15 protein-coding genes are annotated in these 21,374 nt (G+C 70.4%); 6 read left to right on the top strand and 9 right to left on the bottom strand.

What is annotated here, in order from left to right; translation table 11 throughout:
- Positions 1 to 52: 52 nt before the first annotated feature.
- The 8 genes from OWM54_RS21950 to OWM54_RS21985 all read right to left on the bottom strand — a co-directional run bounded on the left by OWM54_RS21950 (position 53) and on the right by OWM54_RS21985 (position 13,108).
- The gene (locus tag OWM54_RS21950) at positions 53 to 3,310 is read right to left on the bottom strand and encodes a carboxypeptidase regulatory-like domain-containing protein (protein WP_267698731.1); all 3,258 of its coding nucleotides are present in this window, start codon (positions 3,308 to 3,310) and stop codon (positions 53 to 55) included.
- 82 nt (positions 3,311 to 3,392) lie between these two features.
- Entirely contained in the window at positions 3,393 to 5,933 is a 2,541-nt protein-coding gene (locus OWM54_RS21955; protein WP_267698732.1) for a carboxypeptidase regulatory-like domain-containing protein, read from the bottom strand.
- Positions 5,934 to 6,179: 246 nt separating this feature from the next.
- The gene (locus OWM54_RS21960) at positions 6,180 to 9,416 is read right to left on the bottom strand and encodes a carboxypeptidase regulatory-like domain-containing protein (RefSeq protein WP_267698733.1); all 3,237 of its coding nucleotides are present in this window, start codon (positions 9,414 to 9,416) and stop codon (positions 6,180 to 6,182) included.
- A 67-nt stretch (positions 9,417 to 9,483) separates the two neighbouring features.
- On the bottom strand, positions 9,484 to 9,705 hold the full coding sequence (locus OWM54_RS21965; protein WP_223749358.1) for a hypothetical protein: 222 nt from the start codon (positions 9,703 to 9,705) through the stop codon (positions 9,484 to 9,486).
- Between the two features lie 136 nt (positions 9,706 to 9,841).
- The gene (locus OWM54_RS21970) at positions 9,842 to 10,711 is read right to left on the bottom strand and encodes an SAM-dependent methyltransferase (protein ID WP_223749357.1); all 870 of its coding nucleotides are present in this window, start codon (positions 10,709 to 10,711) and stop codon (positions 9,842 to 9,844) included.
- A complete protein-coding gene (locus tag OWM54_RS21975; protein WP_267698734.1) occupies positions 10,708 to 11,445 on the bottom strand; it encodes a hypothetical protein in 738 nt (245 codons plus the stop codon). The genes OWM54_RS21970 and OWM54_RS21975 overlap by 4 nt, the downstream gene beginning before the upstream one ends.
- Positions 11,442 to 12,794, bottom strand: coding sequence for a sensor histidine kinase (locus OWM54_RS21980; RefSeq protein WP_267698735.1), 1,353 nt, complete (start codon positions 12,792 to 12,794; stop codon positions 11,442 to 11,444). Before OWM54_RS21980 ends, OWM54_RS21975 begins: the two co-directional genes overlap by 4 nt.
- Complete coding sequence (locus tag OWM54_RS21985; RefSeq protein ID WP_223784297.1) at positions 12,791 to 13,108, bottom strand: hypothetical protein; 318 nt, start codon at positions 13,106 to 13,108, stop codon at positions 12,791 to 12,793. Before OWM54_RS21985 ends, OWM54_RS21980 begins: the two co-directional genes overlap by 4 nt.
- Before the next feature lie 504 nt (positions 13,109 to 13,612).
- Here OWM54_RS21985 and OWM54_RS21990 point away from each other — a divergent pair.
- From OWM54_RS21990 to OWM54_RS22000, 3 genes are all read left to right on the top strand, one after another.
- Entirely contained in the window at positions 13,613 to 14,512 is a 900-nt protein-coding gene (locus OWM54_RS21990) for a halocarboxylic acid dehydrogenase DehI family protein (RefSeq protein WP_267698736.1), read from the top strand.
- A 260-nt stretch (positions 14,513 to 14,772) separates the two neighbouring features.
- Positions 14,773 to 15,675, top strand: coding sequence for an alpha/beta fold hydrolase (locus OWM54_RS21995; protein WP_223749352.1), 903 nt, complete (start codon positions 14,773 to 14,775; stop codon positions 15,673 to 15,675).
- A gap of 66 nt (positions 15,676 to 15,741) precedes the next feature.
- Complete coding sequence (locus tag OWM54_RS22000) at positions 15,742 to 16,404, top strand: hypothetical protein (RefSeq protein WP_267698737.1); 663 nt, start codon at positions 15,742 to 15,744, stop codon at positions 16,402 to 16,404.
- Here the strand turns inward: OWM54_RS22000 and OWM54_RS22005 are convergent.
- On the bottom strand, positions 16,383 to 17,096 hold the full coding sequence (locus OWM54_RS22005) for a site-specific DNA-methyltransferase (protein WP_223749350.1): 714 nt from the start codon (positions 17,094 to 17,096) through the stop codon (positions 16,383 to 16,385). The two genes, OWM54_RS22000 and OWM54_RS22005, sit on opposite strands and share 22 nt — an antisense overlap.
- A 152-nt stretch (positions 17,097 to 17,248) precedes the next feature.
- On the opposite strand from OWM54_RS22005, the gene OWM54_RS22010 reads away from it, so the two are divergent.
- The 3 genes from OWM54_RS22010 (at position 17,249) to OWM54_RS22020 (ending at position 21,348) form a co-directional block, all read left to right on the top strand.
- Positions 17,249 to 18,034 (top strand): alpha/beta fold hydrolase, encoded by a 786-nt coding sequence (locus OWM54_RS22010; protein ID WP_267698738.1) that lies wholly within the window; start codon positions 17,249 to 17,251, stop codon positions 18,032 to 18,034.
- 25 nt (positions 18,035 to 18,059) lie between these two features.
- Positions 18,060 to 18,500 (top strand): hypothetical protein, encoded by a 441-nt coding sequence (locus tag OWM54_RS22015; RefSeq protein WP_141332580.1) that lies wholly within the window; start codon positions 18,060 to 18,062, stop codon positions 18,498 to 18,500.
- A 241-nt stretch (positions 18,501 to 18,741) separates the two neighbouring features.
- Complete coding sequence (locus OWM54_RS22020) at positions 18,742 to 21,348, top strand: right-handed parallel beta-helix repeat-containing protein (protein ID WP_267698739.1); 2,607 nt, start codon at positions 18,742 to 18,744, stop codon at positions 21,346 to 21,348.
- The last annotated feature ends 26 nt before the right edge of the window (positions 21,349 to 21,374 follow it).

The following is a 21,374-nucleotide window of genomic DNA, read 5'->3' on the forward strand; positions in this document are numbered from 1 at the left end:
TCTCGTTTCCAGCCCGCAGACGCACGCGTGATGTCCGACAGTCGCGAGGCGACTACTCCTGGGTGACGTCGAGCCTCCGCCACGCGAGCTGTAGCGTGCGAGACATCGTGCCACTCGCGGGGATGTCCAGCTCCTCGGTGTGGAAGCGACCGAGCGCGTCGGGCGTGAGGAAGAAGACGGTGACCCTGCCCTGCGGGACATGGGCGAACACCACCTCGGTGTCCCCCACCTCGTAGGTGCCGGAGATGCCCTGGAACATGACCTGGCGGAGCGCGGCGGGGCTCGTGGGCGGAGGCACGCTGCCGGGCACCAGCGCCATGTCCACGCCTTGGTCCGTGGGCACGCTCAGCCGCACCGTGGCGCCGCCCGCTGCGGGCTTGAACTGCACGGACACTTCGCCGCTCGAGGGCACGTTCACCTGTTGTGGCAGGTAGGCCAGGGAACGGCTCTGCCGACCGCGAGGCTCCATCCGCAGCGTGTACTTCCCGGGGTTGAGCGCGCTCGCCTTCCCGGCGCCGTTCTCCAGGACGATGGCGCCCTCGGCGCCCGGGCCCTGATAGCTGACGAAGCCGTCGATCTTCTTCCCCTGCGCATCGCGCGCCGTCACGTTCAGCCGAGCGCCGGGGTCCATGCGCACCGTCACCTCGGTCTGCGTGGCGTTGATGGGGACAAGTTGTTCGCGGTAGCGCTCATGCAGGAACAGCCGGAGCGTGAGGGGACGGGCCTCCAGCTTGCCCAGGTCGAAGCGGCCGTCGCGGTCCGTGGTCTTCAGGACGAGCTGCCGGGGAAAGTTGATGCCCTCGTCGCGCAGCTCGCTGTCGAGCGCCACCAGGACGTTCTCCGCGGGCTCTCCCGTCGTCGCGTCCAGCACGACGCCCGTGAGCGCGCGGCCCGCCTCGAGCCGGATGTCCCCCAGGTCGACGTCGGCAGACGCCTCGCCGCCTTGCACGGCGCGAGACACGGTGGGCAGCCCCTCCGCGCTGAAGACGAACTGGGCGCGTCCCACCGTGGAGTGGTTGGGGAGCGAGAAGGTCCCGTCCTCGGACTCCAACTGCTCCGCGTTCACGCGGAAGCGGGGGATGGGCGCGCCGTTGGGTCCGAGGAGGCGACCTTTGACATGCGAGTGCCGCTTCATCACGAACCGGGCCTGCTGCGTGTCGGCCTGGATGAAGAGGTCCTCGGAGCCCGTCGCCGCCGGGCTGGAGGAGGGCGTGGAGCGCTCCGGCAGCAGGGTGTAGCCGTGCTTCGTGGCGGCGAGCCTGTACCCGGTGGCCTCCAGGTGTCGGAGCACCGCGCGTCCGTTCGCGTCCGTGCCGACGCCCGAGGCGAGCCGATGCATCTCCGAGTATTGCTCCTCGGAAGTGGGGACCAGCGGCTTGGCTTGCACCAGGGCCTTCTCCACGGGCTGTCCGGAGGTGTCGACGACGAGCACCTCCACGGAGCGCTCCTCGGGCAGTCGCATCGTCACCTTCGCCACTGCGCCGTCGCGCACCTCCACCTCGGCCTCGGCCTTGCGGTCCACGCTGGGGGACGACCGCCTCGCGAAGATGCGGTAGCGCCCGGGGGCGATGCCCTGGCGACGGAAGACGCCCTGGTCATCCGTGCCCATCGTCTCCATCGGTTCTTGGGCCTCATCGCCCGCGTCCACCCGCCCCAGGACCACATGGAAGCGCGGCATGGGTTGCCCTCGTGAGTCCGTCACGGTGCCTTCGACGGTGCCACCGGCGCTCAGCGTCAGGAGCACGTCCTTGGCGGGGGCGGGCGTCGACAGGTTGAATGGGACGAAGCGCTCGCTGAAGGTGAGCACCTTGTAGTCACCGGGCTCGGTGGCATCGAGCACGAAGGAGCCGTCCTCGGCCGAGAAGGTGCTCTCCTGGGGCTCGAAGTCCCCGGCGTGCTCGACGATGCGGTGCAGGTCGAGCTTGATGCCCGCGAGCGGACGTCCCGCGCCGTCGACGACGCGGCCGGTGACGGACGTGGCGCGCGTGAGGGTGAAGTCCTGGGAGCGCATGTTAGAGGTCATGACGCGCTCCTCGCCACGGAACATGTCCACGTAGCCGTCGGCCTCGATGGTGAAGTCCCAGCCTCCGGGAGCGACGGGCCCCGCGCGGTAGCGGCCGTCCGGGCCGGTGAGCGTCTCCATCTCCTCGACGCGTGAGCGGTCCGTGGAGCGGAGCTTCACGCGGGCCTTGGCCACGGGGGCGCCCTGGTCGTCAGTGACGCGGCCCTCGACACCGAGCGCCTCACCGAGGTTCAGTGTCACGGGGGACGAAGGCGTCTTGCCCAGCTCCACCAGGGCGCGTGCGTACTGGCCTTCGTGTTCGGCGGTGAGCCGGTAGTGACCGCTGCCGGGCTCGAAGGTGAAGCGGCCTTGCGCGTCCGTCTTCGCGCGCAGCGGCGGCCTGTCCTCCATGACCTTCTCGCGGGAGGCGAGCACCTCCACGTCCTTCACGGGAGCGCCATTCGAGAGGACCCGGCCGGTGAGCGTGTGTCGACGGCTCAGGCGGATTTCGTGAGGCTCCTCGCGGAGCTGGAGCCAATCGAGTGTCGGGCTCCAGTCCTGCTTCGCGGCGAGGACGACGTAGGAGTCGAAGGGAAGGGGGCCGAGCTTGAAGTGGCCCCGGGCATCGGTGGTCGTGTCGAAGAAGCGCGTGTTGCGCCAGCTGGCGAGCGTGATGGCGACGCCGGGCACGGGGGCGCTGTCCTCATCGAGGACGCGACCGGACATGAACAGCGGGTCGTCGAGCATCAGTGGGACGCCGCTGCTCCCGGCGGGTACCCCCATGCGAGTCCCCGCGCCCTGGGAGGAGAGCGCGAGCAGTGTCTGGGGGCCTTCGGGCAGACCCTCGAGGACGAAGGAGCCATCCTCGGAGGACAGCGTCTCCGCGTGCACGGGGGCCTCGCCCTGACGAGCGAGCAGCAGGGAGACGAGGATGCTCTCGGAGGCGGGCATGCAGTCGACGAGCATCCGGGTCGCCCAGGGCTCCGGGCTCAGCGCGTCGTGACGGGAGAGCAGCTCCTTGGGGCAGAGCGTCGCGGACAGCGTCTCACCGTCCTCGGGCCAGGACGCGGAGACACGCGCACCGGCGACGGGCTTGCCCGATGTGTCCAAGACGGTGCCGCGGATGATGAGCCCGGCGCTGGACGGGGGCAGGGGAGCGGACGTGCGAGGCAGCGCGTCGTGTGCGGCGCGAGCCTGTCCCGTGGGCGCGCGAGGAGGAGCCGAGGGCTCACCGCTCCACGGCCGCCACACGAGGAGCACGAGGACTCCGATGACGAGGATGCTGCCCCCCAAGAACCACCTGCGCATGCACGAGCTCCGGCTGCTGACGTCGAAGCCTCAGGATAGCAGCCGGAGCCCCACGAGCCTCTGGGCAAGTCGCGCGTGGCCGTCACCCGCCGGGGGAGATGCGGACCGTCACTTCATGCTGCGAGGCATCCACCTGCACGGCCTGCGTGAGGACCTTGTCGTGAACGCTCAATCGGAGCGTCAGCGGCCCGGAGGGGACATGGTCCAGATTGAAGCGTCCGTCCTTGTCCGACCTGGAGTGGGCGAGCATCCTGGAATGGCGAGAGTATTCATCGTCCTCGAGCCATTCACTCAAGAGCATGACCTCAACGCCCTTGACGGGCGCTCCTGTCTCCGTGTCGAGCACCACGCCCCGAAGCGCTCGGCCGGTCTCCAGCCGTATCTCCCCGAGGTCGACGTCCGGCCCGTCCCAGCCACCCAGCACACCGCGCTCCACGGAGGGCAGGCCCTTCACGCTGAAGATGAAGGGCGCGACCTTCACGTGCTCATGATTCTCCAGGGAGAAGGTTCCATCGGGTGAAGTCACGGGCATGCGATTGACCTCGAACTCACGAATCGGCGCACCTTCGGGACCGACGAGCCGGCCTCGGACATGGGTGCGCCGCTTCATCACCAGCCGCACCTGCGTCGCGTCTGCTCCGACATGGGCCTCGTTGTCTTTCGCGGTGACCCCTGTCGAACGCTCAGCGCGCAGTTCATGGCCCGCGAGGGTTGCGCTGAGAGAGTAGGTCTCGAGGCCGAGTCCTCGGAGGATGAAGCGTCCATCTGCATCGGAGGCGACTCCCTCCGGGATGCTCACGCCGCAACCCCACTTGAGATTCATCTTGTTGAGGCCTCGCCCGGCGGGTGCCTCGGCGCGCACGAAGACGCCGCGCAACGGAGTCCCGCTGGAATCGACGACGACTCCTTCCACGGTGCGAGGCTCAGGGAGTCGTAGCTCCACCTTCGTCACCTCGCCCTCTCGCACCTCCACGTCGGTCCAGGTCGCCAGGTCCGCGCTCGGTGTCAGCGCCTCTGCCCGCAACTGGTAGCGTCCAGGTGCGACCGCCTCATGTGAGAAGCGGCCGAGCGGGTCCGTGTCTTCATTCGCCAGAGGTTGATCGGGGTCGCTGAATTCGAGGGGGACCAGGTAGACGGTGTACTGGGCGAGCGGGAGCCCACGCGCATCGGTCAGGGTTCCTTGCACCGAGCCCCCCGTGCTCATCGTCACGAGCAGGTCCTTCGCGGGCGCTCTCGTATTCAGATGCTGCGTGACGAAGTGGTCGCTGCGCGCGGTCAGCACGAAGTCATGGGGTGCGGCCACATCCAGGACGAAAGCGCCCTCGGAGTCCGTGTACGTGCTCCAATCCATGTGTAACAGGTAGTCCGGTGAGTCCTCCAGGGAGAGATAGGCTCCCGCCAGGGGACGTCCTTCCTTGTCCACCACGCGTCCCGCGATGGAGATGGCGTCCATCAGCGCGAAGTTCATGGGGCCCATGCCGTGCGCCAGCTCGACGCTCGGGTCGCTGTTGTACGAGTCGATGTATCCGGGGGCATCGATGGCGAAGCGCCAGCGGCCCGGCTCCACGGGGCCCAGGCGGTAGCGTCCATCCGCGCCGGTGGTGATCTCCAACGTTTGTTGGGGGCTCTGTTCAGGTGTCGCCTTCACGCGTGCGCCCACCACGGGCTCTCCCCGAGCCTCGCCGACGATGGTTCCCTCCACGTACAGGGCGTCGCCCAGGTTCAGGACAACCTCGGGCGGCGACTCCGCGTCCAGGCTCACCCGAGCGAGCGCGGCGAGTCCCGCCTGCTCCGCGGTGAGCACATACGTGTCCGCGCTCAGCTCGAACGCGAAGCGCCCCTCCGAATCCGTTCGCGCCTCCGAGCGGCCCCCGTCCCGTCTCCAGTCCTTCGGGCTCGCGATGACCTCCACACCCTCCACGGGCACGCCCTGCAACACCACGCGGCCCGTGAGCGTGCGCGGTGGGTACATCCGGAGCTCGAGGCCCGGGGAGGGAAAGAACTCCGAGATGAACCTGGGGCGCCAGCCCTCTTTCGTGGCGAGCAAGTGGTACTTGCCGTCTGGCAGGGGACCCATCTCGAATCGTCCCCGCGCATCGGTGCGCGCGTCGAAGAATCGGGTGGTCTGTGCGCTCACCATCAGCACGGAGACTCCTTCCAGGGGCTGGTCGTCATCACCCACGACCTGTCCTGAGAGTTTCTCCCGGGACTCGAGGGCCAGCTCCACGCCTTGACTGCCCGCGGGCACGCCCGTACGCAGAGCGGCCCCTTGCTCCGAGAGCGCGAGCACCGCTTGGGGGCCCGAGGGCAATCCCTCCAGGACGAAGGTGCCATCCTCGGCCGACAACGTCTCTGCGTGGACGGGTGACTCGCCTTGCCGCGCGAGGAGCATGTCGAGGAGGTCGTCGTCGGAGGCGGAACTGCAGCCCAGGAAGCCCTGTCCGTGCGAGGGCTCGCGCGACAAGGCCCTCTTGCGTGACAGGGACTCCGCCGAGCAGGAGAACGCCGAGAGCGTCTCTCCCTCCTCGGGCCACGACGCAGACACGCGCGCCCCCGCGATGGGCCTGCCCGAAATGTCCACGACGATGCCCCGGATGGAAAGCCCGGTGCGCGGGCGGGGCAAGGGAGGAGACCTGCGTGCAAGGGCACCTGACTCCGGTGCGGACACGCGTTGGGCAACGTCCGCTTCCCGCCGAGTCTCCGACGGCGCGTCCTCCCCCCACAGCACCCCAGCGAGGAGCACGAGCACCCCGGCGGTGATGCCTCCCACAATCCATCCATGCATGACGGGCTCCGGTGGTCCGACGTCCAGGCGTCAGGATTACGACCGGTGCCCCCGCGACTTCCTCACGACTCCTTCATGACTTCCTCACGGCTGGCTCGCGGCGACCCCGAACGTCCGCCAGACGGGCCGCACCGTGTGAGACATCGTGCCGCTCGCGGGAACGTCCAGCACCTCCGCGTGGTACCGGTCGTCCTCGGGGCCCATGAGGAAGAGGGTCGTCTTCCCCGTGGGGACGTGGGTGAAGGTGAAGACGTGCTCCGTGTCGTCCCCTCCAAGCTGCCCTTCCTGTCCCAGGCTCATCCACCGCTGGAGGTCCTCGGAACGCTCGGGCAGCGGCGGGGTGCCGTGGACCAATCGCAGGTACGTGTTCTCGTGGAAGGGGGCGCGGACCGTCAGCGTGGAGCCCCCGGTCACGGGTTGGAGGAGCACGGACACCTCCCCACTGTCGGGGACCTCCACGGCTTGCGGCAGGTAGTTGAGGGCGCTGTCCTTCTTGCGCGCCCCTTCCGCCTTCAGCAGGTAGCGACCCGGCGTAAGCCCTCCCATCTCCATGCGGCCCTTGTCCAGGGCCGCCCAGTCCGAAAATCCCTCGGGCCCCTGGACGGTGACGGTTCCGTCGAGCGGCGCACCTCGGAGGTCCACCGCCTTCGTGAGCAGGCGCGCGCCGGGCTGCAGCCGCACCGTCACCTCCTGCTGCGAGGCCTCCACCGTCACGCGCTCCTCGCGGTAGTTTCCGCGCTGGCTCACGAGGAGCGTGAGCGTCCCCGTGGTGACGGGCCCCAGCGCGAAGCGCCCCGCTTCGTCCGTCAGGCTGTGGATGGCGGTCCGCTCGTTGACGTGCACCTGCACGTTGGCGCGAGGCAGGGGCGCTCCCGTCCGTGCATCGACCACCACGCCCCGCAGCCTCCGTCCCGCCCCCAGCCGAATCTCCCCCAGGTCGACATCCGGCCCGTCCAAGCCGCCCTTCACGTCGCGCAGCACCGAGAGCAAGCCCTCCGCCTCGAAGGCGAAGGTGGTGATACCGGGACCCTCACGATTGGGCACCGAGAAGGTGCCATCCTCGGACGTCACCCGAATGGAATCGACGTTGAACTCGGTGACGGGTGCGCCCTCCGGTCCGACGACGCGTCCCCGCACGTGGGCATACCGCTTCATCACCAGCCGCACCTGCTTCACGTCGGCAGGGGCGACGACCAGGCCGTCCTCGAGGAGCACCCCCGTGGATTGCTCCGGGCTCAGCGCGTAGGCCAGGTGCAGGGCGGTGAGCGAGTGCTTCTCCCGCCCCATCCCTCGAATCAGGAAGCGTCCGTCCGCGTCGGTCTCGACCCCGTTCGGTGGCCCATGGCGATGGCGCGAATGGATGAGCACCAGGCCGCCCTGGGGGTTCGGCGCGAGCGAGTGGGCCCGGACGAAGGCCCTGCGGATGGGGGCCCCCGCGCCATCGACGACGATGCCCTCCAGGTTGCGCTGCTCGGCGAGCCGCAGGTCCACCTTCGTCACCTCGCCCTGACGGACCTCCACCTCGGTGGAGACCTCCTGGTTCACGCCGTCCGTCACCTGCTGGGCCACGATGCGATAGCGCCCCGGAGGAACGCCCTTGCGCGAGAAGCGTCCCTCGGACGTCAGGCCCCGCGCGGTCAGTATCTCACCCGGCTCTTCGGTCTCCAGCGGAGCGACGTACACGGTGAACCCGGAGAGCGGCAGGCCCCGGGCATCGGACAGCGTCCCCTCCACTTCGCCACCGGCGCGCAACGTGACGAGCACATCCCGAGCGGGAGCCGTCATCTTCAATCGCTGGGTGACGAAGCGATAGGTCTGCGGGATGAGCTCGTACTCACCGGGGGCCGATGCATCCAACACGAACGCACCGTCTGGGTCGGTGAGCGCGGTCTCCTGCGTCACGTAGTCCACCGGGTCCTCGAGCCCGGCCTGCTCCAGGTTCAAGTGGATGCCCGCGATGGGATGGCCCGCTTCGTCCACCACGCGTCCGGAGATGGAGGCGGCGCGCTCCAGCGTGAAGTCATGACGGCTCGAACCCGGAGTCAACTTGAGCTCCTGTCCATGGGGCAGGTCGATGTACCCGCGAGCCTCGACGAGAAAGTCCCACGGGCCCGGCTCCACGGGGCCCAGTCGATAGCGTCCATCGGTGCCCGTGGTGCCCTTCAGCTCGCGATGGGGAAGCAGCTGGGAGGTCGCTGTCACGACAGCCCCTGCCACCGGTTCGCGTTGAGTCGCGCCGAAGACCGAGCCCTCGACATGGAAGGCCTCTCCCAGGTTCAACACCACCTCGGCAGGAGGCGTCTTCTCCACCGTCACGCGCGCGAGCGCATGGCGCCCTTCCCGCTCCGCGGTGAGCACATACACGCCCGGGTCCAGCTCGAACGCGAAGCGCCCCTCCGGGTCCGTGCGCAGCTTCAGCGGAAGCTCCCCCTCCTCACGGGTCGCGACCACCTCCACGTCCTTCGCGGGGGCGCCCGAGGACAGCACCCGACCGGTGAGCGCGCGTGGCCGCGACATCCGAATCTCCAGGTGCTTGTCCAGATAGAGCTGGTCGGCGAGCACGGGAGGCCAGCCCTCCTTCGTCGCGAGCACGACGTGGCTGTCCGCGGGGAGCGGTCCCACCTCGAAGCGTCCCTGCGCATCGGTGCTCGTATCGAAGAAGCGCGTGTGCTGGTGGCTCACCACCAGGATGGAGACCTCGGCCAGGGGCGCGCCGTCCTCGTCCACCACCTGCCCTGACACCCGCGGGCGATGCTCGACCAACAGCTCCACGTCCTCGCTCCCTGCGGGCACGCCGGGTCGCGAGGCCGCGCCCTGCTCGGAGAGCGCGAGCAGCGTCTGCGGTCCCGCGGGCAGTCCCTCCAACACGAAGGTGCCGTCCTCGGCGGAGACGGTCTCCGCATGGACGGAGGACTCGCCCTCGCGCGCCAGGAGCAGCGAGAGGACGGTGTCCCGGGTCCTCGGCAGACAGTCCGTGACGTTGTCCTGGCGCGTGGTCTCCACGAGGAGCTCCGGGTGGGCGCCACCCTCCCAGGGGCACGGCAGCGTGGACAGCGTCTGCCCGTCCTCGGGCCACGAGGCGGAGACGCGAGCGCCCGACACGGGACGACCGAGCCGGTCCACCACGGTGCCGCGGATGGACAGGCCCGCGCTCGAGGGCGGCAGGGGCGGGGACGTCCGAACCCGCCTGGCGCGCTCGGAGCGGGTGCGCGACGTGGAGGCGCGCTCACGCGTGGGAGAGGACTCCTCGGCGCGCCACCGGCCCCAGGCGAGGAGCACCAACAAGACCGCGATGCATGCCCCCACAATCCACCCGCGCATGAAGACTCCGGCTGACCGACGTCGCGGCGTCAGGATAGCAGCCGGAGCCCACCTCGCGCGGAAGGCGCTACCGCATCTGGCCGCTGCCCGCGTCGGTGCCCTGCATCTGCTGGCCGTTGCCGTAGTTGCCGCTGCCGCCGGTGCCCTCCTGGTGCTGCAGGGCATCCCGGTTGCGACCCGAGCCGCCCATGGCCCCCGAGTTGTCCTCACGGCTGCGCTCCCGGCAGCCGGTCGCCATCAGCGTCGCCGCCACCGCCACCACCGTCATCCATCGCGTGAAGGTCTTCATTTCGTGCCTCCTTTCAGGCTCGCCCAAGGCTGGGGGCGCACCTGGCGGGGCGCACGATGGACGCGGACGCTCGGCCCCACGACCGCCCCGGACCCAGAGGCCGCCTGGGGTGTCTCCACGTCGCGAGAACCGTTGCTCAGTCCTCGCGACGCAGCACGAGCAGGCCGTACTCGAGTCCGCCATCCATCAACGCCTGCTGGAGCCGCAGGTGCTCGCGGCGCGACTCGCTCCGGGCGAGCACGCGCGAGGGTGGCTGTCCCGGCGTCGAGTAGCGCTCATGCGCGAGCAGCTCCAGCGTGAGCGACCAGAACCCCACCGCGCGCCCGGACACGTCGTCGCGCACCTCCAGCTCCAGCCCGGCCGCGTGCGCGGCGGACAGGTACTCATCCACGGCGCCGATGCGTGTGCGCCAGTACCGGTCGAACGGCGCGGCCAGCTCCGGTCGCCCCAGGAAGCAGTCCGCGATGGCCAGCACGCCGCCGGGACGCAAGAGCGCGCGCACCCGGCGGAACCACTCCGCGCGAGGCAGGTAGCTGCTGCTCTCCACCGCCACCACCGCGTCGAAACACGCGCGCCCCGGCACCGCCAGCGCGTCACAGTGCATCGGCTTCACCCGCGCGCCCACGCCCTCGATTTCGGCGAACGTGCGCACCAGCTCCACGTGCGAGGGCACGTTCGTCACCGCCGTCACCCACGCCCGATGCGCGGAGGCCCAGTACAGCGCGCCGCCGCCCAGGCCGCAGCCCACGTCCAGCACGTCGCCGCCGTCGGGGAAGCGCCCCACCGCGCGCGCCAGCTCCGCGAGCAGCGCCTCCTGGGACGCATGCACGCGCTCGCGCACCAGCGGCTCGGGCTCGCCGGGTGGGGGCACGTCATCCACCAGGCCCACGTGGAAGTGCACGCGCGGACCGGGGCCATAGCGGCGGAGGATTCGCTCGGTCTTCTCTTCGTAGTAGGCGGCCACGGCGTCGTGGCGGGCTTCGGACCGTGGGGGTTCGACCCTCATGGCTCCACCTCCGGAAGAATGGGTTCGATGCGTCGCAGCGCCGCGTCCAGGCAGCGCAGGTCCTGGGCGCGCAGCGACTCGGCGGCCTGTCGTGCCCACGTCACCACCGTGAGCCGGTCCTCCACGGGCATGGAGGTGAAGCGCGTGTCCTTGGAGCGGATGTCCTCGGCGACATGCGCCGCCACGCCCAGCGCGAGCCCCACCTGCACCGCGCGCTCCTCCAGGCGAGTGCCTGCCCACAGCACGCGCAGGTACGCGGCCCACTGCCTTCCCGCGATGCCCTCCGCCACGCGGCGGAACAGCGGCGCCGTCCACTCCCGCGCGCGCACCTCGAGCGCCTGCGGTCCCGCGGCGAGGGCCAGCATCCGAGCGCCCTCCTCCAGTGCATTCACGGGCACGCCGGCATGGGGTTCGGCGAGCGTGGCCCACGCCAGGTTCTGCAGGAGGAACTGCGCGCAGGGGCCCACGCGCAGCGGCGCTTCGTAGTAGGTGCAGTCGCCGTCGATGAGGTCATCGGCGAGGTTGCCTGCGCAGAAGCTGAGGAACAGGCCCACGCCGCGCGCGGTGAGCACGGAGCGCTCCAGGCCCGCCTCGGCGCCGGCCTCGTAGAACAGGGGGAGGGGACCGGGCTGCGCGGCCTCGAGCGCGGCGAGCACATCGCGCTCCGACGCGTCGGGCAACTCCAGCCGCCGAAGCACCCGCAGGGCCTCCTGGTACAGGGCTCCTCCGCTCATCGGTACTCCCTGGGTAGGAACAGGCGCAGCAGGGCTCCGCCGTCGGGGGCATTGCGTCGGTGCAGCGTCCCGCCGCTGGCGCGCAAGAGGCATTCGCTGGTGTACAGGCCCAGGCCCGTGCCCTCGGGCTTGGACGTGTAGAGCTGCTCGGCGGGCACATCGAGCAGCGCGCTGGGGAAGCCCGGCCCGTCGTCGGCGATGACGACCTCCAGCCGTCCGCTGAGCGGCTCCACGCGGGCCTGGATGCTCACCCGGCTGGCGCCGCGCTTGCCGTCGCCCTCACACGCGTTGAGCACCAGGTTCTCCACCACGCGGCGGAGCGTCGTGGCGCCGCCGCGCATCATCGCGCGCAGGGGCTGGCCGGGCTCCACCGACAGCTGGAGGTCCACGTCGGGGAAGCGCAGGCCCACGCTGGCGCGCACGCCCTCGAGCAGCGGAGGCAGCTCCACCGGCTCGGGCTCCGAGCCGACGTAGCGTCGGCCCTTGGCGCGAATCTCGGCGACCATCTCCCGAATCTGGCGGAGGCTCTCGTTGAGGGTCCTGAGCAGGTCCTCATGGTCGGCGCGGCCGTGGCCGCCGCGCTGGGTGCCCATGAAGGACAGCATGTCCGCCGCGGTGGCCGCGGACATGAGGGCGCTGTCGAGCTCGTGGTGGTGACCGAGGATTTCCCCCAGCGCGCGCGACAGCCGGCCCACGTCCTGCTCCTGTTGCTCCAGGAGCTGGGCCTGCACGGCGGCGCGCAGACGCTCGGCCTCCGCGCGGGCGCGGTCGTGCTGCACGGCGAAGGTGCCCAGGTACAGCTCCGCGGTGAGGGCGGCGGGGCCGATGACGCCGAACAGGCCCAGGTGCTCGTCGCTGTCGCGCAGGGGCAGGGCCGCGAGCAGGGCCACGGTGGTGCCCAGCGCGAGGAAGGGCTGTCGGGGCGTCACGCGGTGGAGCCGGCCATGGAACGCGGTGGTGAAGAGGAAGAGCGAGGCGATGACGGTGGCGCCCTGCAGCTCCGACATGGCCATCAGCGCGGCGAGGAAGAAGTGCAGGCTCGTCACGCCGAGCACCAGCCACACCCAGCCCCACGTCTCGAGGTGGCTGCGTCGGCGGTGGACGGCGGAGAAGAGCAGGCCGCTGACGAGCATGGGGGCGGCGCACAGGAGGCCCTGCGCGAAGGGGATGCCGAAGGTGCGCTGGGCGCCGGGGGCCCACGCGACGACGGCGAGCACGGCGAGCACCACGGTGGTGAGCACCCACCAGGGCCCCACGCCGGCGGCGGCCAGCACCTCGCGAGGGTCCTGGGCGAGCGTCCAGCGGCGGAAGGCGGCCGTGACGGCGCCACCGGTGGGGCGAGGGCTCATACGGTGGTGGTCAGGGACGAGCCCGCCACTCGCTGGAGCAGGTTGACCTCGCGCGTGGCGTCCTCGACGCGCTGGCGCAGCTCGTGGACGAGCGAGGCGTGTCCGCGGCGCGTGACGCGCACCTCCACCTCGCCGCCGGCGAGCAGGTGATGCAGCGCCTCGAGGACGGGCTCGAGCGCGGGGTTGAGCCCCACCGCGCCGCCGGGTCCTTCCACGGCGCCGAGCTGTTGGATGCGCAGCAGGTAGTCGTTCACCGCGCTGGCGAGCGGCACGTCGACGCGCCGTGGTGCCCAGGTGTCGTGGTCTGCCTGCATGTCGCTCTCCCCCGGGCGCGTGGTGGCGTCCTCGTTGCGATGGTGGGACTGGGGCGGAAGGCGCCGCGGGTGGGGCGTCCGCCTGGGCCCGGTGCACGCGAAGGAGCACGGGGCCTCGCATCCGTCGCCGCGGGAAGCGGGGCGGAGGCGCACGTGGGGGCTGTTTCGATGAGGTCGCGCGAAGGCATGGAGACGCACGGGTCTCCGGTGGTGCGCGTCGACGGCTGTCGAGACCTCATGCTGGTTGCCCCCCGCGAACCAGTCAGGCGCGCGGCCATCCGGCGTCGCGCGACAGGCAGCAAAGCGAGCCGTCGCCGAGGGGTCAAACGAGGCCCGTCGGGAGTGTTCTGTAGTCCGCGAGGGCCCCACCCCGAGGGGCGGCGGTGTGACGAGGGGAGGACGGGTGGGTGGGCCTGGGGAGCGGGGACATCCGGGCGGCCGGGCGTGGGGTGGAGGTGTGCTGGGCGTCGAGCCATCCGCACCGTTGCCGGCGGGGGTGTCGTCATGGCCAGGGTGAAGCAGGTGAGCGAGCAGGAGGCGCGGGGCGACGTCGAGCGCGTCTACCACGAGCTGCGCAGGACGATGCGGGTGACGGGGGTGGACGTGTCGTTGCGGACGTGGGCGGCCTGGCCGCGCTTCTTCGTGGCGATGTGGGAGGCGATGGGGCCGAACGTGGAGACGCGGGCCTTCGAGGAGTCGGCGTTGGAGCTGTGGCAGCAGACGCTCGACACGACGGTGGCGTGGGACGAACTGGGGGCGTGGGAGGCGGCGAAGCTGGGGCCGAGCCAGCGCTTCCACGTGCGCGGCGTGCTGGAGCTCTACGAGACGATGCTGCCGAGGGTGACGCTGATGGTGGCGGCGGTGCGGCTCGCGTTGGAGGGACAGCGGGTGGGGCGCGGGGAGTCGCCGGGAGTCGGTGAGCGGCTGGAGCGGGGCGCGCCCTCGCGGATGGCGGCGATGGAGTGGGTGGCGGAGAAGCCGACGGAGCCGGGAGTGAAGGCGGTGTTCGCGGACATCGTGAAGACGGTGGGCCCGCCGGGGGTGCCGGGGGAGTACCGGGCGCTGGCGTGCTGGCCGGGATACCTGGAAGCGGCGTGGCGTCGGCTGAAGCCTCGAATCGGGGACGCGTCGTACCAGCAGGCGGCGGAGGTGCTGCGTGAGTCCGCGAGGCGGCGCGCGCGGGAGCTGCCGTACGTGGTGACGCTGAGCCGCCAGCGGGTGATGGCGCTGGGCGAGGACGCGGACGCGGTGCTGAAGGTGACGGAGGACCTGGAGCGACGAGGCACGGTGTTGCTGCTGAACCTCTCGCAGCTGGTGCAGGACGTGCCGGACATGCTGCGCCAGCCGATGCCGGGCGCGGCGAGGCTGGTGCCGGACTGGGTCGCGGCGGAGGAGCTGCGATGAACCTGCGCGATGCGCGGCGGAGGTGGCGTCTCTTGCTGACACGCACGGTGCCGCGGCGAGGGTCCACCCCTGCCTTCAGGAGGCGCCGTGATGGCATGGGCACTGGCCGCGCCGCCTGGTGACGCGGCGAGTGACGGACCCGGTGGTGGCGGAAGCACCGCGATGGGCTGTCGTGGTGCGAGGAAGGGATGGTCGTGCCTCTGGATGGCGCAAGCCGCGACGAGGTGCATGACGGAGCCGATGGCGACGGAGGAGCAGCGATGAACTGGCGCGAGTGGCAGGGGCGGCAAGAGGTGATGGAGTCGGGTGGCCACTTCGTGAGCTACGTGGACTGGGGCAAGGGGCCGCCGGTGGTGTTGCTGCACGGCATCCCGACGTGGAGCTATCTGTGGAGCGGGCTGGCGCGAGCGCTGGCCGCGTCGCACCGGGTGCTGGTTCCGGACCTGTTGGGGTACGGCTTCTCCGACCGGAGAGATAGGTTCGACCGCTCGGTGACGCGACAGGCGGAGGTGCTGGAGGCCTGGATGGAGCGCCTGGGCGTGGTGGACGCGGCGGTGGTGGGGCACGACGTGGGAGGCGGCGTGGCGCAGCAGCTCGCGGTGCGCTACCCGCGGCGCGTGAGTCGGCTGTGTTTGATGGACAGCGTCTGTTACGACGCGTGGCCGCTCGCCCTGATGTCGCAGCTCGGCACGCCGGGGATGGCGAGGAAGCTGTCACCCGAGCGGATGACGAAGCTGCTGCGATTGGGGCTGAAGAAGAAGGGCTTCGTGAAGGCGCAGTCAGCGGAGCTGCTGGAGGGACTGCTCGCGCCCTACACGACGGAGGTCGGCTGGGTCTCGCTGTCGCGCAACGCGGTGGCGCTGAACACGAACCAGACCCAGGAGCTGGCGCCGAAGCTGGGCCAGCTCGCGGTGCCGACGCTGGTGATGTGGGGCGCGGAGGATGGATTGCTGCCCGCGAAGTACGGCGAGCGCCTGGTCTGGGACATCCCGGGTGCGCGGTGGATGCAGGTGCCGGACGCGGGGCACTTCGTGATGTGGGACGCGCCGCACACGGTGGCGATGGCGCTCTTCCGTTTCATCGAGGGCGCCTCTCCGGTGAACCATGCGCAGGTGCGCACGGTGGCGGAGGAGCTCTGGGGCACGCAAGCGCCCGTGGCCTGAGTCGAAGCGGAGGGGCGAGTGTGTTGGTGCTCGCGCGCGGAGCGTGCACGCGCTAGAGGGCGCGGCATGCGTGACCGAATCCAGGCGGTGCTTCGCCAGCTGACCCAGTCGTCCGAGCTCGAGGCTCGCTGGCTGCACACCCTGTCCCTGATGGAGTTCATCGGCGCGAGGAAGATTTCGCGCACGGTGGCGGACCGGCATCCGTCGTTGAGCGTGCTCGAGCACCTGGCGGACGAGACGCGCCACGCCTTCGCGTTCAAGCGCCTGTCCGTCGAGCTGGCGGGAAGCGAAATCACCACGTTCCTGTGTCCGGAGGGCGCGGGCCGCTATTTCCAGGCGCTGGACCACGAGCTGGCGAAGTGGGCCACGTCGTACACGGGCGCGCCGGACGTGTACCTGCACTACCTGCTCACGACGACGGCCATCGAGCGTCGCGCGATGGTGCTCTATCCGCTCTACAAGGCGGCCACGCGCAGCCCGAGCGTGAAGGAGGAGCTGGGTCGCGTCGTCACGGAGGAGCAGGGCCACCGGCGCACCATCGAGGACGCGTGCGTGGCCCGGCTCTCCGCGGTGGGCGCGTCACTGGACGACGCGCTGGCGCTGGAGGAGCGGTTGTTCGGGGCCTTCATCGAGGAACTGGAGTCCGTGGTGGCGAGCGAGCTGTCCGCCCTGCCCGTGGCCCTGAGCGCCACTGGCGCACCTCGGACCTACTCCGAATCCGAGGCCTGAGCCGCCGCGTCGTCCTGGGTGAGCACGAGCTTCTGCTCGTGCCACCGCGCGCGCAGGTTCCGAGCCTTGCGCGCGCGCTTGCGACTGAGCTCCACGCCGATGGCCTCGAGGCCCATCGCGTTGGCCACGGCGAGCGCGGTGCCATGGCCACAGAAGGGGTCCACGACGGTGCGCGTGGGGGTGTGCTCGAGGATGAAGCGGCACGCGAGCTGACACGCCTCCACGCCCATGCCGCGGGTCCACGTGACCTCGCCCGCGTCGGGGAGCACATCGGCGGTGGACTTCCCCAGGTCGACGCGGATGCCGCGAGAGAAGCACAGCATGTGGGAGTACGCGGGCCGACCGAAGGTCACGGTGCCGGGGGCGCGGCGGCAGACGACCTTGTGCCAGAGCAGCCCCAGTCCCGACTCCTCGGCGGCGCGCGAGACGAGGTAACCCTTGTCGACCCAGAGCCCCTCGTCCTTCACATCGGTCTGGTAGAAGATGGCCACGCCGTCATCGGGCACGCGCGACATGACGAGCGCGGCCGCGCGGATGAACCACGCCTTCCACTCGGTGAGGGACAGCGTGGGGAACTCGGACGCATCCGGTAGCGAGGCCACCGCCGAGCAGCCCGTCAGGATGGGTTGCGCCGCGAGCCACGTGAGCGCGTCCTCGCAGTGCACCGTTCGCCCGGCCGTGGTGTGGAGCATCCCCTCTCGTTATCACTCCACGAGCCAACCTCACACGTACCGGCGGCGAATGCCTACATGGGAATCTTGAGCCGCTCCCGGGTGTCCTGACTTGCTTTCGCTCCCGTACATTAATTCAATGCCGCTTTATCCTTTTCGTCCGGAGAGACGACATGCCCACGATTTCCTCAACTGACGGGACTTCACTTCACTACCGAGTCATCGGTGACGGGCCGCGCACGGTGGTGTTGGTGCACGGGTGGATGGTGTCGGGTGCGGTGTGGGACGGGCTGGTGGAGCGGCTGGACCTGACGGGGTTGCGGCTGGTGATTCCGGACGCGCGAGGCACGGGGCAGTCGGGCAAGGCGGCCGGCGGCTACACGCTGGAGGGCCTGGCGAGGGACGTGCTGACGGTGGTGGACGCGGTCGGTGCGGAGCGCTTCACGGTGGTGGGGCACAGCATGGGTGGGCAACTGGCGCAGTGGGTCGCGTCGGAGGTCCCCGCGCGGGTGGACGCGCTGCTGCTGCTCAACACGGTGCCGGCGTCGGGGTTGCCGCTGCCTCCGGACGCGGCGGGGCTGTTCCGCACGTCGGCGGGAGACCGCGAGAAGCAGAAGACCATCCTGGGGCTCGCGTGCAAGAAGCTGCTGCCGGAGCAGTTGGAGGTCTTGTTGAAGGACGCGGGCGCGGTGAGCGCGGCGTCGATTGAGGGCGCCTTCGATGCGTGGACGAAGGGTGGCATCCAGGAGCGGCTGGCGCGCATCGCGGCGCCGACGTTGGTGGTGTCCACGGATGACGCCTTCCTGCCGCCGGCCTTCTTGAGGGAGGCCGTGGTGGCGCCCATCCGGCGCGCGCGCATGGCTCACATTCCGGGCCCGGGTCACTATCCGCACGTGGAGCACCCCCAGGAGACCGCGGCGGTGTTGTCCGCCTTCCTGGCCGGCTCCGCGCCCGCCTGATTCCGGCTTCGAGGGAGGCATCACGATGGCCTGGAGCATGTCCTTCGACTACGACGCGCCGAACGATGTCGTGACGGCGAACTTCACGGACTGCGTCCTGGTGAATGAGGAGGATGTCCTGCGATGGCGGCGTGAGGTGGAGGTGCACCTCGCGCGCTACGCGGGCTCGGGCAAGGTGGACCTGCTCATCAACCTGGATGGGTTGGTGGTGAAGTTCACCGCGGGCCGGGTCTTCGGCAAGGAGCGCCGCGAGGTGCTCGAGCGCTACACACACCGCTCGTACCGCTTCGGTGGTGACGAGATGACGCGCATGTTCGTGCTCACCAGTGGCGCCATCAACGGCGCGGCGGTGAACCACTACCTGACGCGAGACGAGGCGCTCGCCGCGCTGAAGGCCGAGCGCGAGGCCTTGCGTCAGCGGGGCCCGTCTCCGTTCGGCGGTGGCTTCATCGGCGGCAAGGTCTGAGGCGCGAGGGCCCGCGCCCGGCGCATCACCTGTCGCACCTTCCTCCCAGCACCCATGGATGGACGCTGGGAGGACGCTCTCCATGGGATGTGTGTCATCGGCCTGACGAGGACCTGCCTCGTGGGGAGGTGTGGGGCAGGAGCCGGGCAGGCGGTCCTGGCGGGGAGCGTGGCCGGTTGCTTGGGAGGCCGCGTGCTTGTCGATATCGTGTGGCACCCGACATCGCTGAGAGGACGTCACCATGAACCGAGCGAACTCGATGCGCCTGGCCCTGCTCGCTGGCGCGCTGGTGCTGTCCGTGGGGTGCCATCTCGAGGAGCCCTTGGGGGTGAGCCCGGAGGCCACGGGCTCGCTGCGCGTGGTGACGGTGTTGCCGCGCTCGCTGCCATTGGACCAGGTGGCGAAGGTGGAGGTGACGGTGACGCCGACGCAGGGCGAGCCGGTCTCGACGGTCCTCGAGGGCGCGGGTGACTCCTGGGGCGGACTGATGAGGAGCCTGCCCCCGGGCCGCGTGGGTACGGTGAGGGCGCGGGTGCTGGACGCCGCGGACGGGGTGGTGGGAGAGGTGAGCGTGGCGGACGTGGAGCTGGAGAAGCACCGTCCCGCGCTGCTCGTGCTGGTTCCCCATCGGGTGAATCCCTCGTTGGGGAGCACGGCGCCCATCATCGATGCGGTGGTGGGCTCACGCGCCGCGGTGTCTCCGGGAGAGTCCATCCGGTTCCGGGTGGTGGCGCGGGGCGCGGAGCCCTCGGAGACGCTGACGTATGCGTGGGAGGCGGTGGAGGGACAGTTCGCCGACAAGGGTGTCTCGGATGCGGAGTGGACGGCGCCGCTGCGCCGCGGGCCGGATGCGTTGACCTTGAAGGTCATGGGGGCGCAGGGGGCGGTGTCCACGCTGCGGTTCTCCGTGGACGTGGCGCTCGGGGGTGGGTGGGGAGCTGCGCACGAGGCCTCGCTGGAGCGCGACCCGGTGGTGACGGAGCTGGGCGCCCGGCCGGGCTCCCAGGTGCGAGTGGGCACGCCGGTGGAGCTGGAGGTGACGGCGGTGGATGACGATGGGGACCTGCTCTCCTACGCGTGGACGTCCACCTGCGAGGGCGAGTTCGAGGACGCGACCTCACCGACGACGCGCTTCACGCCGATGGAGGCGCCCCAGGTCGCGTGTGACAATTGCCAGTTGAGCGTGAGGATTTCCGACAACGCGACGAGGGCCTCGCAGGTGCGCTCGTTGAATCTGTGCGTGACGAACCCCCAGCCGCCGACGCTCACGGAGGTGACGCAGTCCTCGGAGGACGCCTTCGCGGGGCAGTTGGTGCGGCTGTCCGCGTCCGCGACGGACCCGCAGGGGGAGCCGCTGACCTTCGCGTGGACGGCGAACACGGGGCTCCTGGGGAACATGGTGCGAGGGGCCGGAACGGGCTCGGCGGACTGGGTGATGCTGTCCTGCGCCCCGAGGGATGTGACGCCCACCATCACGCTGACCGTCACGAATGCCTCCGGGTTGAGTGTGACGCGAGTCCTGGTGGTGGAGTGGGAAGACCTGTGGTGTGACGAGCATGCGCCGTGTCCGGCGGTGTTGGGAGCCTCGACGGTGACGTTGACGGCGGACTGCACCACGGCGCAGACGGTGTGGATTCCGGACGGGTACACGCTCGACGGTGGCGGTCACGTGCTCACGGCGGTGGACCCTCGCGACGGCCGCTTCCGAGGCGCGGTGTTGAGCAGCCTGGGGACGACGGCGCATGTGAGGGACGTGACGGTGGCGGCGCGAGGGTTGTCGGAGCTGACGTGTGACGCGGGCTCGGCCCGGCTGCGCGGCATCCTGTTCGACGGCGCGAGCGGCTCCATCCTCGACAGCGTGGTCCGGGACGTGAACCAGAAGGAAGGGGAGGGGGGCTGTCAGGAGGGTGTGGCCATCGAGGTGCGCAACGCGCGCGACGCCGAGTCGGTGACGCACGTGGAGGTGCTGCGCAACCACGTGGTGGGTTACCAGAAGGCGGGCATCGTCGGCACGGGCAAGGTGGAGCTGAACCTGGAGGACAACCGTGTCGAGGGCGGTGGGCCCGTGCCCTTCATCGCGAGGAACGGCATCCAGTTCAGCGACGGGGCCACGGGGCGGGCCACGGGCAACCGCGTGACGGGGCACGCCTACTCGGGAGACTCCGCGGTGGCCTCGGGCATCCTGGTCGCGGGCGGAGCGTACTACGGCTTCGCGCTGTGCGAGGACATCGTCCTCTTCGAGAACACGGTGGAGGACAACGACGTCGGCATCAATCTGTCTCAGGGAGAGGCGGGCGGAGGGCCACTGGCGGTATCGACCCGGCTCCAGGTGTCGCGAAACACCGTGACCCACCGTGGGCCGGTGACGAACGGCTATCCGTACCAGGCGGGCATCTCCGACCTGGGGGGCGCCAATGCCATCAGCCAGAACAAGGTGAGCGGGCCCGGGTATGACCGAGGCACGCAGCCTGGGGCCACCTTCGATGTGGACGTGGTGGCGGGCGCGGCTTCCCAGCTCTTCTTCATGACCCCGGCGCGAGAGACCGCGGTGGGCCGATGCTCGGAGGGGCTGGTGGTGCAGAGCCAGGACAGTCGAGGCAACCTGTCCGCACTGGCGGCCCCCTCGCTGACGTTGGAAGGGACGGGACCGGCGGCGGCGGGGGTGTCCCTCTTCGCGGATGCGACCTGTACGACGCCGCTGGCGACCTCGGGAGACGGGTGGTCGCTGGTGCTGGAGAGGACGCAGCAGGAAGCGACGTTCTATTTCCAGGCGGCGCAGGTGGGAGAGCTGACGCTCACGGTGAGCGGGGACGGCGTGACGGGCTCACAGCTCCAGCGCGTGCGGTGATGCATCGATAGGGAGCGGAGGCTCCC

Origin of the sequence: Myxococcus sp. MISCRS1 (assembly GCF_026626605.1) — a bacterium.
GTDB lineage: Bacteria > Myxococcota > Myxococcia > Myxococcales > Myxococcaceae > Myxococcus > Myxococcus fulvus.